This window comes from Bradyrhizobium sp. AZCC 2230 (assembly GCF_036924495.1).
GTDB lineage: Bacteria > Pseudomonadota > Alphaproteobacteria > Rhizobiales > Xanthobacteraceae > Bradyrhizobium > Bradyrhizobium rifense.
Genome location: NZ_JAZHRS010000001.1, coordinates 1,802,340 through 1,819,433, shown reverse-complemented (window position 1 = coordinate 1,819,433; position 17,094 = coordinate 1,802,340). Strand labels below are relative to the sequence as shown.

General features: G+C 58.5%; 17 protein-coding genes and 2 pseudogenes. 3 read left to right on the top strand and 16 right to left on the bottom strand.

The genetic code is table 11. From position 1 onward, the window contains the following. Positions 1 to 861: 861 nt before the first annotated feature. The 13 genes and pseudogenes from V1280_RS08810 to V1280_RS08755 all read right to left on the bottom strand — a co-directional run bounded on the left by V1280_RS08810 (position 862) and on the right by V1280_RS08755 (position 10,274). Entirely contained in the window at positions 862 to 1,152 is a 291-nt protein-coding gene (locus V1280_RS08810) for a hypothetical protein (protein WP_334521828.1), read from the bottom strand. Positions 1,153 to 1,220: 68 nt separating this feature from the next. Beyond that, positions 1,221 to 2,066 (bottom strand): hypothetical protein, encoded by an 846-nt coding sequence (locus V1280_RS08805; protein ID WP_334521825.1) that lies wholly within the window; start codon positions 2,064 to 2,066, stop codon positions 1,221 to 1,223. Positions 2,067 to 2,075: 9 nt separating this feature from the next. Beyond that, entirely contained in the window at positions 2,076 to 2,702 is a 627-nt protein-coding gene (locus V1280_RS08800; RefSeq protein WP_334521822.1) for a hypothetical protein, read from the bottom strand. A gap of 120 nt (positions 2,703 to 2,822) precedes the next feature. Further along, positions 2,823 to 2,927 (bottom strand): annotated as a pseudogene (locus tag V1280_RS46735) (PEPxxWA-CTERM sorting domain-containing protein); the annotation flags it as partial. A 284-nt stretch (positions 2,928 to 3,211) separates the two neighbouring features. Beyond that, positions 3,212 to 4,240, bottom strand: coding sequence for an acyltransferase family protein (locus V1280_RS08795; protein ID WP_334521819.1), 1,029 nt, complete (start codon positions 4,238 to 4,240; stop codon positions 3,212 to 3,214). A gap of 849 nt (positions 4,241 to 5,089) precedes the next feature. Then, entirely contained in the window at positions 5,090 to 5,284 is a 195-nt protein-coding gene (locus V1280_RS08790; RefSeq protein WP_334521816.1) for a hypothetical protein, read from the bottom strand. 406 nt (positions 5,285 to 5,690) lie between these two features. Continuing rightward, positions 5,691 to 5,807, bottom strand: a pseudogene (locus tag V1280_RS46730) (PEPxxWA-CTERM sorting domain-containing protein); the annotation flags it as partial. A gap of 1,418 nt (positions 5,808 to 7,225) precedes the next feature. Continuing rightward, complete coding sequence (gene ligD, locus V1280_RS08780; RefSeq protein WP_334521810.1) at positions 7,226 to 8,146, bottom strand: non-homologous end-joining DNA ligase; 921 nt, start codon at positions 8,144 to 8,146, stop codon at positions 7,226 to 7,228. Positions 8,147 to 8,149: 3 nt separating this feature from the next. Then, entirely contained in the window at positions 8,150 to 8,503 is a 354-nt protein-coding gene (locus tag V1280_RS08775; protein WP_334521807.1) for a hypothetical protein, read from the bottom strand. Positions 8,504 to 8,572: 69 nt separating this feature from the next. Continuing rightward, complete coding sequence (locus tag V1280_RS08770) at positions 8,573 to 8,770, bottom strand: hypothetical protein (RefSeq protein WP_334521804.1); 198 nt, start codon at positions 8,768 to 8,770, stop codon at positions 8,573 to 8,575. Between the two features lie 289 nt (positions 8,771 to 9,059). Next, complete coding sequence (locus V1280_RS08765) at positions 9,060 to 9,332, bottom strand: hypothetical protein (RefSeq protein ID WP_334521801.1); 273 nt, start codon at positions 9,330 to 9,332, stop codon at positions 9,060 to 9,062. Positions 9,333 to 9,334: 2 nt separating this feature from the next. Then, entirely contained in the window at positions 9,335 to 9,832 is a 498-nt protein-coding gene (locus tag V1280_RS08760; RefSeq protein ID WP_334521798.1) for a hypothetical protein, read from the bottom strand. A gap of 295 nt (positions 9,833 to 10,127) precedes the next feature. Then, entirely contained in the window at positions 10,128 to 10,274 is a 147-nt protein-coding gene (locus V1280_RS08755) for a hypothetical protein (RefSeq protein WP_334521795.1), read from the bottom strand. A 569-nt stretch (positions 10,275 to 10,843) separates the two neighbouring features. On the opposite strand from V1280_RS08755, the gene V1280_RS08750 reads away from it, so the two are divergent. Then, positions 10,844 to 11,821, top strand: coding sequence for an SDH family Clp fold serine proteinase (locus V1280_RS08750; protein ID WP_334521792.1), 978 nt, complete (start codon positions 10,844 to 10,846; stop codon positions 11,819 to 11,821). A gap of 270 nt (positions 11,822 to 12,091) precedes the next feature. Here the strand turns inward: V1280_RS08750 and V1280_RS08745 are convergent, their stop codons facing one another. Together V1280_RS08745 and V1280_RS08740 are read right to left on the bottom strand one after the other, a co-directional pair. Then, the gene (locus V1280_RS08745; protein ID WP_334521790.1) at positions 12,092 to 12,652 is read right to left on the bottom strand and encodes a hypothetical protein; all 561 of its coding nucleotides are present in this window, start codon (positions 12,650 to 12,652) and stop codon (positions 12,092 to 12,094) included. A 1,041-nt stretch (positions 12,653 to 13,693) separates the two neighbouring features. Then, on the bottom strand, positions 13,694 to 14,314 hold the full coding sequence (locus V1280_RS08740) for a TetR/AcrR family transcriptional regulator (RefSeq protein WP_334521787.1): 621 nt from the start codon (positions 14,312 to 14,314) through the stop codon (positions 13,694 to 13,696). A gap of 121 nt (positions 14,315 to 14,435) precedes the next feature. Here V1280_RS08740 and V1280_RS08735 point away from each other — a divergent pair, with 121 nt between their 5' ends. Continuing rightward, on the top strand, positions 14,436 to 15,407 hold the full coding sequence (locus V1280_RS08735; protein ID WP_334521785.1) for an alpha/beta fold hydrolase: 972 nt from the start codon (positions 14,436 to 14,438) through the stop codon (positions 15,405 to 15,407). 107 nt (positions 15,408 to 15,514) lie between these two features. Here the strand turns inward: V1280_RS08735 and V1280_RS08730 are convergent, their stop codons facing one another. Continuing rightward, entirely contained in the window at positions 15,515 to 15,754 is a 240-nt protein-coding gene (locus V1280_RS08730) for a hypothetical protein (RefSeq protein ID WP_027529950.1), read from the bottom strand. Between the two features lie 327 nt (positions 15,755 to 16,081). On the opposite strand from V1280_RS08730, the gene V1280_RS08725 reads away from it, so the two are divergent. Continuing rightward, positions 16,082 to 16,990, top strand: coding sequence for a dihydrodipicolinate synthase family protein (locus tag V1280_RS08725; RefSeq protein WP_334521781.1), 909 nt, complete (start codon positions 16,082 to 16,084; stop codon positions 16,988 to 16,990). Positions 16,991 to 17,094: the final 104 nt, after the last annotated feature.

Sequence of the window (17,094 nt, the reverse complement as noted above, 5' to 3'; positions counted from 1 at the left end):
TGGCGCCAGCGGGTGAGTGATCTAACAAAGGCCGGGATGGCGGATCCGGCTGTTCGTAAGCTGATTAGCGATCGGACAAAGGCCGGGATGGCGGCGCGCGCGACGGAAGAGCGAGCTGAGTTGGCCATGCTGATAGATGCCTGGAAGGCTTCCTCGGCTGCAGTCCGACGCAGGTTCCTTGCGAAATTGGCTGACGCAACCAGCATCGAGTCCGATCCGCCGTGAAACAGTTCTTCTTCACCTGTGAGTTTCGGTAAGGCGTGATTATCGAAAGCTAAAGATCAACCCCGCGCGGCTACGCGGATCAAGCGCGACTCTTCTTGGAGTCGTATCTATGTCTCATGCAGCTTCCCTACTTTCTCAAATCCATGGCGTCCGGCGATCTCTGATCCCCCTTAGCCGCGTCGGGTCTTTCCGGGCCGGGCGCCATGGAGACCTTATGCGTGGACTTCTCTCGTTGTTTCTCGTCGCTTGGTGTGCTCTTACTCCCGCGAGAGTGTGGGCCGGGTCTATGACGCTGCTGGGGGTGGGGAAGGCGGGGGCTGCGGCTCCGCCAAACTTGGCCTATATCGGCGCGACGACAGGCAGCACCGCGAGTAATATAGCCTCCGTCTCCGGAGTAAACATCGGAACGGCATCATTCGATAGGCTAGTCGTCGTTGTCTTCACGGGTATTGGCTTCAACTCTGTGACGGCATCGTGCAGCATTGCGGGTGCTGCGACCACGCTTGTCGTGCAATCGCCTGGGTTCAACGGTTCTCAGACGACGATCTGTTCAGCCACTGTAACGTCAGGAACGACTGGTAATATTTCGATCACTTATGGCTTTGTAGCTGACGGCGTCACCATCGCGTTCGACGTTTACACGATCAAGTCGCTCACGTCGATGACCGCCGCGGGGACTGGAGGAGCTTCAGGCTCGGCCAGTACGCTAACGACGGGATCAGTTTCAATATCCGGTGCGGCAGTGGCGATCATTGGCTCGGCCCAGCGAGGAAGCAACTCAACCACTGATGTCGTAAGCGGAACATCCGGTTCGTTCGTACAAGACCACCCAAACTTCGTCATCAGCGGTTTTTCGCGAAACACTGTGGCCAGTGCGACGGCCCTAGCAGGTTCATCGGGGACATTTACAGCGACATGGAATGGCACGGAGGCATCCTCCATTGCGGCTGCGGCGTGGCGGTGAGCCGGCGGCATCCGGCGCACTCGGCGATGAACTACGAGGGCGCATTGATCGTGATCCAGTCGTCGTCTTCTGCTGTCCCCCGAGGAACGGTTCCGTCGTTGGACCAACGATCAAATCTGATCATAGCGCCACCCGTTGGAGTTACTCCCCTCTGCAGCCAACGCAACGTCCGCTGCTCCTGCTCTAGTACTTCAAACTGACCGACGATTGTTCGGACGGCTTCGTCAGGGGCGTAACCATCCATAATCTTTGGGTCACCACCCATCTTGGGGTCGAGCGTCGAGTGATGATAGGTCAGACTTGCGAGGAGGGAGCTCAACCTAAGAAATGACCAGACCATTGTAAGGCGAGCATTTTGAAGATCGTAGCTGCGCGCATTGAACCGGTGGATTCCTAAACCGAGAACCGCTTCGTTCGGAACATCAAGCGTCATGTCGGGTGGGCCGACGAACAAAGCGTAGTAGAGGGTATAAAGCGTCGGATCATAGCCTCCGAGATCGACGACATTCTCGGCGGGAGACTTCGAGATGTACCGCAACTGCTCGAGGTTTGCGCACCGACGAACGTACAGTAGCGCGTAACGTTCGCCGCTCTTCAAAGCCTTGGTCAGGTGTCGCCACTCGAGTTTCTTACCTGAGACTAACACCGTCGTGGAGTGGATGGTATTGATGCCTATTTCGCTCCGAACGCTCGGATGAATAGTGTATTTCTGAGAGAAGATGCGGTCGGCTGTGTCGATCGACCAAGCGGGCCGTAAGCCATAATCGGCTTTGGGACGGACAATGACTGTGCCGTCTCGCTTTTGAACTACCGACAAAAGTGTTCGTGGAGCCCCTGCGACGTCGATTGTGAAGCGCAAATATGTTTTCTTTGCCATGAGAGCACCTCAGCGCCGGTCGGGCACCCCGGCGCAGCTGCGCAAGCGGCAAGCCATAAAGCCAACGCAACAAAAACCAATGAGCATCATCGCCCAAGTAGACGACTCGGGAATGGCGCCAATGTTACTGGGTGCCAAATACTGCGAGGGCGTTGTCCAAGCCAGTTCTATAAATCCTGTTGGCGATGTGAACAGAAGGGGCATCATAACTGGTGGCACCAAATAAGCATTACATGCTGGGTCTCCCGAGAAGCAGGTGCCGCTCCAAGGCTGATCTAGGGCAAGATACGAAGAATAGTTATAAGAAACCGCGAGGTTTCCGGGATAGAGAGCAAGCGTATATCCAAATGCATCAAACATTGGATTATACCGGACGGAACGAGCGTCACCAAATGCGAATGGAACAAGTGCGAGCGAACCGAAATTGAAAGTGTCGCCGGGCTGCGCGACAAAAGAATAAGCTGTGTTTAACCCGCCGGCACAAATGGCAGCCGAGCAAGCACTGGTGCTCGCAAGCCCGTTAGGTCCGTGAGTTACTCCTGTCGGCAACTCCCCAAAGATGTCGACATTGTAGGTAGTCGCCAATGAAGGCGAGCCAAACATAGCTAGCAAAAGCAGCACGGCAATAAGACGCATACTCAATACCCCCGACCGAAAGCGTCATTCTCCCCTCGCGCACCGGTTGAGTCAATCTGCGACGCAAACAAAAAGACCGCCCAAAGGCGGGTCTTCCTGCAGCTCTTATGGGGCTGGCTATCAGGCCGCGGTGAGCGCTGATAGTTGGTTGCGGCGCCGGTAGGCCAAGAAGCCGACGCCAGCGAAGCCGAGGATCATCATTGCCCAGGTCGGCGGTTCAGGCACCGTTAGCGCTCTGCGCGATAACGAGCCCCGACAGGACGAAGAAGATTTCGACGCCGACCCATCCGTCAAGCAGGAACGGGTTTTCTTGTTCGGGCCTCTTTCGACGCCAGGCACCGCCCAGAACGCGGTTCTGAAGTGGAAGAGCAAAACAATCGAGGCCGCAAAAAATCTGACGAGATCGAGTCCGGCAATGCGGACGGGGTGCGTATGGGATTCCCCACGCTACCCCACGTTGCCCCCTCCCGCCTAGCCCGTAAAGAGGGTTGATCGGCCGGCCCGCAACTTCAGTAGCCTCGTGTTTTCAAAACAAAAACGAACGGAACGTGTTTCCGCGAAGCATAACCGAGTGCCAGTGGAATACAGATCCCAGCAATGAGGCCCATCGCCAGATGAATCGACGGCTCTTTGATGCCGATGTGAAGCAGCAAAACTCGAGCAGCTGCAGAAACGATGCTGTGTGCCAGATAGATCTCCAGTGCGTAACGGCCCAAAAATGCAAGAGGGCGGCTAAATTCTTGCGGAAGGATCTGAACCAATGCGACTGAGAAGCAGATGCCGGCCAAGGCCGCGAGCGGCTGACAGTCTGTGCCGAATGAGACGAGCGACGTAGTGAGCGCCACGACGAGGAAGATTGGGGATTCAAAAAGACTGTCATTCTCGGCCGAAAACCGAGTCATTAAGGCGCCGATGGCAAAATAGAGTAACTCGAAGATCGCGACGTTAAGGATCAGCCAGTGCGTCGAGATTGGGAATAGCCAGACGATGACCGACAAGCACGTGATCGTCGTGGTCGAAAGGCCCAGCCTCCTTGCGAGAGCAAAGGCCACGAAAATCAAGAACAAGGCGTATAGAAACCAATACTGCTCCACTGGAGCGTAGATGATCTGGAAAATATCAGAAAGTTCTCTGGGGGTGTGGGGGATCGAGCCGAGGCAGGATTTCAGGGCTATAGTCAGGATTGACCAAACGAAGTACGGGTAAACGATCGTGGCAAACTTTCCTTGGAGGAAGGTTTCTAGCTGGCTCCATCTATCGAGGGACTTGGGAACAAAAAGCCCGGCCAAGAAGAAAAAGAGGGGCATGTGAAAGGAATAAATCCAGCGATCGGCCAACCGCAGAGCTCCCGCGTCGCTGACGATCTCCGCATGCATGAGTCCCCGCAGCTCGTGGCTCAGAACAACCAGGATGATGCCGAAGCCCTTGGCTGCATCCACCCATTCGATGCGCATTTTGCCAACAAAAGGTTGGGCAGGTTTGCCCGGCGCGTCCGCGTCGGAGCAAACACCGGCGGATGAATGCCTGGAGAGTGTCAAAAGCCCCCCGAGAAATGAAATAGTTAAAGGTCGATCAGAGTGGTTGCCCGGGCGTCCGTCAAGGCGGACGAGAGTTAAAAGTTTGAGCATCGACTGCGAATTAAATGGTCGTCAGGCGGTGTAGTCCTCTCGTTTTAAGGCACCGTGGCGCTCACTCAGCGCACCGCAAACAAAGAAGCCGCCTGAACCGGTCTTCCCGCCACAGCAAGGCAATTGGCGGCGAGGCCAGGAAGCCGACGCCAGAGAAACCAAGCAGTATCATAGCCCAGGCACGGCTGAGGCACTGGCTCCATCGAAGGGGGTTCAAACCCCACTGTTGTGACTTCGGCGAAAACGGAGGTCAGCATAAAGTCACCCGGACGGCTTGAAGTGACGCTCCCCGGCCAGATGAGTCAATACGGCCACAGCCAAGGATAGATAGAGCATTGACATCTGCGCTGTCGCTCCCTCAGGGCCGTCCCTTCACTCCCTTCAAGGGATCCAAACCTGCGACCGCTAGGAACGTTTTCTCGCTGGCCGGCCTATCCGGCAGATATCCCGTCCGGAGGTCCAGATGCCGCGCTTTACCGTTTGCCTGATGTGCCTGATGGCCGTGTCTGCTCCAGCGCTGGCACAGGTCGATCTGCGTCAACCCAACGGACCCGTCGACCTCCGTGTTGACGGGCGCCCCAACAAGCGCGTGGGTTTACCACCCAGCGCGGCGGATAGGGGCAATGGTACCCGTCAGAATCCGGTTTACGAAAGCGATTGTGCCGAGGTCGCTCAACTGAACCCGAGCGCTCGACAAGGTTATCAGTCCCGCGTACGCCGGGCTTGCGGCGAAGAATGACGAACGAGAGATGATCCCGCTCAAACCTGTGCCGGCCATTCGATCGGCTTGCAGAACAGGCCGCGCCGGTCGATTTCTTCTCTGAGCCGTTCGGCTCGCTCCCGCGCCGGTTCGCCAACCAGGCGAACGCCTGACGTCGCATCGGCAAGCACCTGATCGCGGATGCTCTCGTAAATCTGGACAATGAAGTGGTCAGAGAGCTTTTCGAACGGCATCCGTGCTCCAGTCCCCAAAAGGGGTGGGCCGCCAGACTTGTTGGCGGCCCGTACCGGACAATTGAAATCATGGTCTTGGGGTTTTGGCTTGGGGAAAGACCAGCCCCCGTCCGGCGCTGTCATAAATACCGTCGCAGCAAAGAACCTCAAGTCGATGTTCGGATTAACCTCACTTCTCAAGGTTAAGCGGGTGAGGCTTTGGGAGTCAGATTTAGCCGCTCGCTTTGGCAAGAAACCGCTGGGTCGCGATAACGTCCGATTATCGAGATCTTGAAGCGCTTCGGAGCGAAGCAGGCACCTTGTCAAAACCAACACCTGGCTGAGCGGCAAAGGCAAAGATGTCGAACAGCAGTGGGCAAAAAAAGCCGCCCTTCGGCGGCTCCTAATTGTAGAACGACCTCAGGGGTCAGGCGATCATTCGAGCTGATTTTGATTTCCGGCGATAGGTCATGAAACCAACGCCGGCGAATCCGAGCATCAGCATCGCCCATGTGCTCGGTTCGGGAACCGCGGTGATCGCAGTCATCGTGCCGGTGAACGGACCATCTGCGGTGAAAGTCACTTGGGTGACGAATGCGGTCGAATTGTTGGGATCAAGACTCAAGCTTGGATCAATTCCCAATACCTCAAACTTGCTGACACCGCCCGACGCAAAGGTGAACAAGGTGTTTGCGATGAGATCTTGCGCGAACACGAACGTGGAGCCGTTCCAGATATACAGCCCGTAAGGATGGGACATTCCGAGGTCCGGCAGCTTAACCGACGCGAAGTTCGGATTCCCGTCGCCAATCGAGAAAATGTATCCGAGAGCGACCGCCGGATCCAGGTTCACGGATTGACCATGGCTCACGTCGATGTGGAAGCTGTAGACCGTTTGCCCCACAGAGTTGAACGACGAGACAGGCACCTGCACAGGACCACTGAATTGTGAAACTGCGTTGGGATGAAAATCGAAGAAGCTTTGGGAGCTGGCGCCGGTCGTCGCATTGTTGGAAATCCGGTAATCATCCCGGATCAGAACACCGTAGTGACCGTTTGGATTCAAATTCGCCGAGGACGGAATCGTGAAGCTGGTTTGATTCGACGCAAGGTCAGCTCTGAAGATGGTCTGCTTGTTGTTGTCGAGATCAACGATAAAGATCTTGGTGTTCTGATTGTAGCCACTCGGAGGGTTGAACGTTGGCGCGTTCCACGAAAGTGTCGGGGTCGTGGTCGCGTTGGACGTGCCGCTGATCGCTATTCCCGTGATGAACGGAGGCACTCCGATCGTCGGGTCGATTGCAGCGGTGTTGACCTGGACCGTGTTCGTGTAGCCCGGATTACTGACCGAGAGATGCCAAGACCCGAGAAGGTTCGAGTTAAAGCCGATCCTGACATCGAACAAATTGGGGTCGGGAATGGAGTTGTTGTAGGGGACGTTGACCGTGACGGTCTGTCCTCCGACGACCTGCGTTGCGGTCACAGTCGTTCCGTTTCCAAAGGCCAGATTGGCATCAGACCCCGACGGGTGAAATCGTCCTCCGAACTCCAGGAATTGAGACGCAACGGGCTGACCGAATGCGACGTTGCTGGAGTTGTATCCGATGAAATTAAACGTGCCAGGGAAACCGGGGGTGCCGGTGTTCTGCACGATGGTATTGGCATGAGCGATTGCGGGCGCTAAAATTAATGTCGCAATGCAAGCTAAACGATGCATAGGTCATCTCCCCAGAAAAACCAATTAAATCGACGCGATATTATTTTTCAAAGATGCGCCATGATGCGACACTCTGTCAATTGGTGTTTCAGATTGTTTCCAGCGAGCCGATTAGCTCAAAGCAACGAATGGTTTAGAAGCGACGTTGGCAATTTTTCGTTGTCGATGTGAGAAAGCGCGCCTTCGGTAATGCCTAATTATCGAGGGTCAGGGGCACGACATGTCGGCTTCTTCCGGCGCGGTTGTCACAGGTCGTGCCGGAGGCCTTTGAAAAAGGGGTGACGTACCTTGCCCTCCGCCGATTTGGCGCGGTACTCGATTTCGGCCAGCAGCTTCGGCTCGACCCAGATGCCTTTATGCGCGATCCGCCTGGCGTAGGGTTGCGTCTTGCGGACGAGCGGCTCGAGGCGTCGCTGCAGCTCGGCGGCCGAAGTCTTGTCGAACCCGTGGTCAACCTTGCCGGCATAGACCAGGTCGGCGCCCTTGCGGCGGCCCAGATACATGCCATCCCACTTGCCCTCATCGAGTGCGAAGCCGGCGATGGTCAGCGTCTCGCGTTGCGCGCACGTCTTCTTGACCCAGTTGTTGCTGCGTCCGACCGGATAGACGCTGTCGCGCACTTTGGAAACGACGCCCTCGAGGCCGACCTTGCAGGCATGCGTAAATAGCTCCGGACCGTCGATTTCAAAGCTCTCGCTGAATTGCACGTCGGTCCCGGCAATGATCTTCTTCAATTCCGCTTTGCGCTGGATCAGAGGCAATTTTCGGATGTCCCTGCCGTTGAGGTAGAGCAGGTCGAAGGCGACCAGGACGATCTTCGTCGAGGTGCCCTTCAGCTCATTCTGCAACACGGAGAAGTCGGTGGTGCCATCGGCGGCCGGCACCACGATTTCGCCGTCGATGATGGCCGAGCTCGCCTTGATGTGCCAGGCGTCTTCGGCGACCTTCTTGAATCGGCGGGTCCAGTCGTGACCGCGTCGCGTGTACACCTTGACGGCTTCGTTGGCGAGATGAACCTGGACGCGGTAGCCGTCGAACTTGATCTCGTGGATCCACCGCTCGCCGGCCGGCACGCGGTCGATCGACGTCGCCAGTGCCGGCGCGATGAAACCGGGTAGCGGCGCCTTAACGCCGAGAGCCTCCGGCTTTTTCCGCTGGAAGGCCATCGCTCAGACCAGGCGCAGGCTGAACTGCCGCGTGTCTTGCGCGGCGTAGCGGTCAACGAATTCCTGCAAATGCGAGGGGACGTCGCTTAGTTGCAGATTGCAGCGATGCTGGATTTCGCGGGCGACATCCTCGGAAACGTCTTCGGACCAGCGCTCTGAGGTGTTGAAGGCCACGACCCTCACCGGGTCCTTATACTCGCCTGACATCAGGTCGGTGATGACGGTTTCGAGGTCGGTGGTTTCGGCGTCGGCTTCGCGCCAGACGGCGCCGTTGCGGCCAAGATCGTCCGTCACCAGGTAGACCGTCTGATCGTCGCCGCCGGGCACGATCGAGGGCGTCCAGCTGCGTCCTGGCATGCTCAAAACTCCCCGCTTACCGACGCCAGAAAGATAGGTGCGGAAGCGCAGAATTGCGAATCTGGGACTTCAGTGCCGCCAGCCGTCCTTGTCGACCTCGACCTTGAAGCCATGTGGCATCCGGGGCGTCTCGCCCTCGGCGGGGCTGTTGCAGGCCGGGCAGGGCGCGCCGGCGCCGCCGCATGTGCAGGCGCGGGGGCCATCCCACGGGCGATCGAGATGGTTCTCGCAGACCCAGCCGATGTCGTCACAGATTTCGCACTTCATCGTCGATCCCTCGGCGGAGAGAGACGGCCCCGGCCGAGGCCGGGGGGCGATAGACCGGGGCCGCTCCGCCCAGCTTGGTCGACGGTACTGGGCATCCGATCAAGCTGCCTGCTTCGACGCTGGTTCCAACTGATTGACGCAACCGTAGATTCGTGGACTTCCGCCGGCAAGGATCTAAGCTGACGCCATATTTTTGCGTTTCGGAGGGGAAGCCGATGCGCCTTGCATTGCCGTACCTGGGAATTGGTCTGTGTGCGTCGCTGGCGGCCTGGATGTCCGTGATGCTGCTTTACTGACGCGGGAATAGCCCAGCGCCTGCCGGCAGCAGCCGCACATAGGTGCCGCTCTCGTGCAGCTCGAGCCAGCCGTGCTCGATCGCGTACCCAATGCCGGCACCGAACTCCGGGCCGCTCGCGTTGCATCCGGCCTTCGAGAGGAACGGGCCGTTGATCTTCTCGATGTGGATGCGGTCGTTGACGGCCTGTACGCCAGCGGCGAGCTCGAGGAGCTTGCGCGCGGCGGCTTCGGGATCTGCGTAGGGGCGGGCTTCGGCGTGCTTCATGCTCAGGATGCTTTCTTCGTGCGCCGTGAGGGTGCGGCGGGCTGTGGATCGGGAGTGGGGCGCAAGCCGATCAAGTCCGGCCGGCGCTTCTTCCCGAGGGTGCGCTGGCAGACGCCGCAATACAGAAAGCTGCGCATCAGCGCGACCTGCCGATCGCGCGGCTGCACGACCAGAGCGAGGTCAATGATCTCGGTGTGTTTGCAGTGTTCGCAGCGCACCTCGAGCAATGAGAACCCGCCGGCGATCGCGGCCGCGATCGTGGGCGAGGCGTGGTCCAGCTCGCCGACAAACAACGCCGTGTTCCAAGCTAAGCAGTCGAGGGCGTAAGCCTTAGCGCGCGCGGCGTCAGCGGCTGCATGTGCCGTCGCGGCCTCCTCGAGCAGATGCGCGAAGCTGACTTCCGCCTTGTGGATTTCTCGGGCGAAGTATTTTCGGTCGCCACCCGACATCGGTGGCGGCTTGATGATGCGGGCCGCTGACATGGCGGAGATAAAGCGCAAGTAGGAGGCGCCGTCGAATCCGCCAGATTTTGTAGGCGCACACCGCGGAGAGCCCCTAGCGCCGGTAGCAGTCGATAAGCTGCCGGCGAATCCAAAAGGCAAACGCGAGCCATGCGTCCAGGGGAGAACGATCGATAATCCCCAATTATCGAGTGTCAGGAAACGAAAAGCGCGCTTCGATTGCGCGCCATAAATGTATGCCGTCGGGGGCCTTTGTAGACGAGGCCGCCGACCGAGGCGGCCGCGCTTGTTCACGGCTTCGATGTAACGCTGCTCGTCGGCATTGGTAGCGCGATCAACTGAGGCGGCCTAAGTTCATCTTGCGCCGCAGCTTCTCGATAAGCTCTCGCTGCTCCTTAATGTTCTCGCCGACAACCTCTCGCAGTTCTTCCGTGCGCTGCTCGTCAGTGGGTTTCTCGGGCGGTGGAGTTTCCTTACTCATCGTCTCGATCCATCGGGCGTTGGCTCGATAAGGATTGATTCACCTCAACGATCTGAGTTCCTTTTTCAAATCAGGGCACTGCAAACTAGGTCACTGTGATCGGAAACGGGCCTGACGGCTGGTGCTGTCCTAATACGGACAGTACCCTGACGGCTCGTAAGAACGAAATGTGACCCACCAGAACGAACGTTCCTGAAAGTGGGTCACTGAGGCTGAATTTATCGAAGTAATTCAGTGGGACTTTTTGCTGGTGGAGGTTCGAGCCAAGACTCGAACCTGATCCAGGAGCGAAGCGAACAAAGCCCGGTCAAAAGTGTCAGGGCGCCGGCCTTCCTGACATTTCTGTCGGGAAAGGTCCGCGTCGGTTTAATATAAGTGATTGATTTAATGACATTAAATGGCGCGAGAGACGGGGCTCGAACCCGCGACCTCCCGCGTGACGGGCCGGCGCCTGCACGCGGCACTCCATGCGAGAACGCCGCAACGGTTTGGTAGCTGATCGGACTTCGCGCCATGGTTGCGCTGATCTCCGGCGCGGTGTTACAGGTCCGCCTTGGGGAGGAGCGTTGATGGCAAAATCACCGACAAGACCGCCGGAGGCACCATCTGAGGGTCCAAAACCTCCGGATTCTGTTCCGGAGACATCAGGCACGGCGACGGGGCCGTCCGATGGAGCAGCGGCTCCAGAGCTAACATGGTCACAGGCGCTTCGTGCCGACAACCTTGAGGCCTTTAAGAAGGGCATCGCTAAGGAGCTGAATGCTATCATTTCAAGGCACAAGCACCTCGATGGTCATGAGGTGCTCTTCCTGTTCGACGACGATTCAATAACGAATTACCACTCGGACCGGCTTTACGCCGCCGCGAGGCAATGCAAATCCAACGGCAAAGATATTCTTTTGGTCATTGATAGCCCAGGCGGCTCCATTGAACCAGCTTATCTTATCAGTAAGACGCTGAAGCGACTGACCGCGAAAAAATTCATCGCGGCCGTGCCAAGGCGGGCTAAGTCGGCGGCAACTCTCATATGTTTGGGGGCCGACGAGATACACATGGGGATGATAAGCCAACTCGGGCCCATCGATCCTCAGATATCAGGGCTGCCGGCGCTGGCGCTCGGAAACGCCCTAAGACATATCGCTGATCTCGCCGAAGCTTTCCCCCGGTCTTCAAGAGTCCTGTCCGCCTATTTGATTGACCAAGCTCCTATGGGAAAGCTCGGCTACTATGAGCGTGTGAGCGAGAGTGCTGTTCAGTACGCGGAACGTTTGCTCCGAGACCGAAGCTTGCCGAACAAGAATCCGTCGGAAGTGGCGAGTCATCTTGTACACCACTACAAAGATCACGGATTCGTAATAGACAGCGAGGAAGCCACAGGACTTTTGGGCGCCGATCTTGTCAAGGAACAGACACCTGAGTACGTGGCTGCCGACGAGATCTACAGCTTTGTCAGCCGTGCGCAGCTGGTGGCGCGCTACATGAACAATAAGGAATTCTGGATCATAGGGCGGCCGGATGAGGTCGGTTGGCGTAATCTGGAGAAGTAGTCCGTTGCGTGGATCATCGCCGCGCGGTCATGCCGTCTTTTGGCAGAAGGACAACGGTTTACAATCAGAGCCAAAAAGCGTGTTCATTCAGTGGGGGCTAAACAGGGTAGTTTCCAAAATAACATAGATAGATCAGAAATCTGCCCGCGCCTGGGAGACTAGGGGTCGGAGGTTCAAATCCTCTCGCTCCGACCATTTTCTCAAAAGAATCAAATTCGCTCTTGGGCGGGCGGTTTGCAGCCCGCCGCCCGTTTGCACATAGTTTGCAATTTACGTTCGCGAGCTGTTCCGCACTGATGACCTTGCGCTGTCCATATTCGTCAGGTGCTTTGGAATTCCAGACTGGTTGGCGACCAGACGCCATTTTCTGCGGAATTCGGCTGTTGACCACGGGAATGCGGTTTGTTCGTTCAGAATGATCGGTCCCCCGGAAGGAAGATGCGCGCGAGTGATTTCCTCCACCAAGACCTCCGAATAGATCGCTAGCTCTTCCATGACCATCGGTGCGTTCTTGAGTTCGAATTGAAGATCACCTGCGCGTCGGCTGCCTGATAGCCGCAGAACGAGTGCATCATCCAACGCTGACCAGCGAAGGCCACTTACCCACTTTTCCTCTCTGCCCTCTCGTGTGTGGGTAACGTCAGATGGCTCGGATTCGCTCATTGGCACCCATTCGCCAACTACTGCTTTTTGATTGAGGTGAAGATCGAACTGAAAGGCTTGGGCGAGAGCTATGGAATCCCAACCAAACTCGCGAGCTTTGCTTCTGATCAGTTTCGCCTGTTCGGCCGAGAGTGTTTTTCGTCGTGATGCCGGCCTCGCGAATCTCATTTCGGCTAGCCCATCGACTAGCCGACGACATTCCTTGTCTTCGAGGATCGTCGCCCCGAATCGCAATACCACCCGCAACCGACTTATCAGAGAATGTGCCGCAGCTACTTTTCCTTGCCCTGACCAAAGGTCATGCCATCTAACCAGATCGCGAATTCGAACTCCGCGAAGCGATCGGTGTCCATGTTCTCGCGAGATCCGCTCCAGCAACCTCTGGTGCTTCACACGGACCCCATAGCTCAGTTTCTGAAAGGGAGATTGAGCGTCTTTCCGAAACATATCGATCAGTTGGCCTACCGTGTCCGGCATTGGATGTTCAACCTCTGATGTAAGTTATAAGGACAGCGATAATGACGATGGTAGCGATAATTCCTAATACTCCTTCGGCGCGAATTTGGGTTCCGAGAAACCGAATGTCGAGTCGCTGGGGGTGGCGCATTGCATTTTCCTTTGTGGTGAAAGCGATGCGTCGATTGATCTTGTTTACTTGCTCGCGGACAACTGTCTTGAACAGACGAAGTTGATTTGCGAATGCTTTCAATGAATTAACAAAGAGTGGCAGGGATGCGCGCTCTATGGCGAAGAGCGCTGAACCCTCTTACGTTTCGAGGCTATATGCATAACCCGTTGAAACCATCGCCGATTCTTCGCGCAAGCTAGCCTCCGTCAGTCAACTAGTTAACAGTTGGAGCGCTGATGCACGGACGCATTGAGCAAAATCAGTGACTTAAGGGGATGCGCGCTCTCTATCGCAGAGTGTGCATGTGTGCGCACGGTAGCGCCCGACGACGGGTCTTGTCTCGGTGATCCTCTAGCTTCTGGATTGCGTTTGCCTCTAGGACGCCACTCCGCGCCAAATAGGAGTCAATGACGCGCTGAGCTTTGTCGACCGGCCCGGGTCAATGCCTCGGCAATCTCCGGAGCAGTGGCGCCAACCGACGTTTTCAATCCGAAGTTTGACAGGGCTTAGCAGACGGCCGCGCCCATCCGATCTGGTGATGCGATCGATGAGCGCTCGACGGATGACGACGAGCGCTCCTTCTACCTCAAAAACCCCACCACCATCCTTGTCGTCTCGTCCACCAGCGTCCGCACCATCTTGTCCGACAGCATCTCGGCCTGGTTCAGCACCGTGTTGTGCGCGACCGCCTCGATCGTGCTGACGCAGATGAAGGTTGCGACATCGAGGTCGATCTTGCGCATTTCCTTGCGGTGGCTCTCGAAATAGGCGCGGACGAGGCTGTGGATCTCGCGGTTGAAGGCTTCGACGTCGAGCTTTCCGGCGCGGGGGATCTGCTCGGCGAGGACGCGATGCAGTTCGGGGTTGATGCGGTGCGCGTCGATCGCGACGGTGACGAGGCGGCGCACGGCATTCTCGATCGGCATGTCCATGACTTCGGTCAGCGTCGTGCGGACGATACCCATGATCTCCTCGTTGTGACGCTCGATCACGGCGGCGACGAGCGCCTCCTTGCTCGGAAAATATTGATAGAGCGAGCCGACGCTGACGCCGGCGATTTCGGCGATCCGGTTGGTGCTCGTCTTCTCAAAACCTTCGCGAACCAGAATGCGAGCAGTTGCCTCGACCAGCGCGTCGACGGTGGCGCGGGATCGCTCCTGCAGGGCATTTTTCCGGGGTTTTGTCGGTGGTTTGCGCGCCATGATCCAGCATTTCGAATGCGAGTAGGAAAAGCGAGTGAATGCTCGCATTATAGGCAGGGTCGGCAGCCGATGGATAGAACCAAGTTGGTGCCGGCCGGGCGCAGCAAATGAGGGAAGGAGCATGAGCGTTGCGAAGATGCTGTCGATCGGGCGGGTGTGCGAATGCCCTTTCGCGTGGGCCAAGCCTTCAAACGATCCCGCGCCGAGCTTGCAGAGCCGCCTCTTCAATCTGCTGCTCGGGCTGCTTCCCTACAAGCAGCAGCTCGCTTCGGCCGAGGCCGTGCAGGCGCATGTACAGAAGCTTGCGTTAGAGCCGGTCTCGTTTGAGCCTCCGAATCTAGGCCGCGGCGTCGAGGCGACGTTGACGAAGATGGGCGGATGGCCGGTCTATTACACGGCGCCGTCATCGGGGCACGAAGGCTGCAATCACGTGATGTTCCTGCATGGCGGCGGCTACATCAACGAGATCGTGCCGGCGCATTGGCGCTTTGTCGGCCAGATGACGCGCAAGGCGGGCGTGGTCTGCGTCGTGCCGATCTATCCGCTGGCGCCGCGCGCGACTGCGAAGGACGTCGTGCCGAAGACGGCCGAGCTGTTGCGGATGCTGCTGGAGGATGCGGGCTCCGCAAAGGTCACGTTGGTCGGTAACTCAGCAGGCGCGGGCCTGGCGCTCGCCGCATGCCAATGGCTGCGTGACCGCGGGCATCGGCAGCCGAGCCGGCTGATCCTGATCTCCCCCGCGGCCGATGCCTCGGTGAGCCGTCCGGAGCAGGTCGAGATCGCGGCGCGCGATCCGATTCAGGATATTCCGGGGATCATTGAGGTGGGGCGGCTCTATGCCGGCGAGCTCGATGTCGGCCATCCCCTGGTCAGCCCGCTGAACGGTGCCTTTCGTTCGCTGGCGCCGATGACGATCTTCTCGGGCACGCGCGATCTGCTCTACCCCGATAGCGTCGATCTTGCCGCGCGGGCGAGGGCGGCCGGCGTGCCGGTCGAACTGCATCTGCTCCGTGACCAGCCGCACAATTATGCGCTGATGCCGACGCCGGAAGGGCGGCAGGCGCGTGCGAACATTCTGCGTGCGGTGGCTTGAGGGGAGAGCGTCATGCGGCGCGCCGCCGCATTGGGGCTGGCGCTGCAATCTCGCGCGGGGGATGGCGGCCCCGGGCGTTTCCTCGGTATCAGTAGTTTTGCGGGGCCTTAGGCGTGGCCCTTGATCTCGTAGTGACCCGGCACGCATTTGTAGCGGTCGAGGCGCCAATTGGCGTGATAGATCGGGTGCTCGCCCATCCATTTTGCAAGCGGGGCCTGCGCGCCGACTGCACACGCCATCATCGACATATCGGGCGTCATGTTGCTGTCGGTCACGATTTCCTCGACGCAGCTGCCTGAGGCGGCAGCGCCAAGCCGGCAGAGCACGGCAACGACGGTTATGAACATTCCAGTCACCTCATCGGTAGTTTCGACCACGAGGAGGATGCAAGCCCGGTGCCACAGCCTGTGTCGTAAACGACACGCCGGCCAAGGCGACTCGCCCCAGCGTTCCCCATTTGATGATTCGGATTGTAAAAAAATTGCCCTTAAACCGAAGCCGGACAAATACGGGGAACCCACAGGGAAAAGGCGCAGGAATGACCGATTGTGGGGGCAGCGCCGCGCGATCCGCCCTTCACAAGGCCGGCGCAGCCGATAGGCTCGGCAGCCGTGCGGATCATCGTCAAAAGAGCGGGGCCGCCACAGGGGCCAAAGGAAACGGGAGGGCAGACCATGAAGGTGCGACCGACCGGCGTGATCCCGCCGATGACGACGCCGTTCCGGAAGGACGGCGAGATCGACGCCAAGCTGGTGGCGCCGCAGGTCGACTGGATGATCGGCGCCGGCGCGCATGGCGTTGCGGCCGGCGGCTCGACCGGCGAGGGCCATACGCTCGATCACGAGGAATATCGCGACCTGATGGAAGCGACGGTGGATGCGGTGAAGGGACGCATTCCCGTGATCGCCGGCATCATTGTGGACTCCACGCGCGATGCGATCCGCCGCGGCAAGCTGGTGCGCGACATGAATGTCGCCGCACTCCAGGTCACGCCGGTGCACTACCTGTTCAAGCCTGATGACGAGGCAATGGTGGCGCATTTTCGCGCCATGGCGGATGAGACCGGCATGCCCATCATCATCTACAACGTCGTGCCCTGGTCGTATCTGTCGCCGGCGTTGCTGACGCGGATCATGACCGAGGTGCCGCTGGTCGTCGGTGTCAAGCAGAGCGCGGGCGACCTCAAGCTGTTCGCAGACCTGATGATGATGGCACCGGACAAGCTGATCTACAGCGCAGTGGATGCGCTGATGTATCCGTCCTACACGTTGGGGGCGCACGGCTCGATCGCCGCGATCCTGACCGCGGCGCCGCACGCCTCCGTCGCGTTGTGGGACGCGGTGAAGGCAGGCGATCATCCGCGTGCGCTCGACCTGCACAAGAAGCTGCTGACGCTGTGGAACGCCGTCATCGCTGATAATCTGCCGGCCTGCACCCGCTACGCGCAGACCCTCCAGGGCCTGCCCAGAACCTATCCGCGTGCGCCGATGCCGGAGGCCTCGCCCGCACAGCAGGCCGCGACCCGCAAGGCGCTGGAGGCCCTCGACGCGTTGAAGGGCGTGCGCGTCGAGGCGGCCGAATAGTCCGCACCCCGAAATAAGTGTTGAAGACAGCAGCGCCGATCCGCTTTTACCTGCGGATGCGGTGCTGCTACATTTTGCGCGCGTCGCATGCGCGGCGCGCCAAC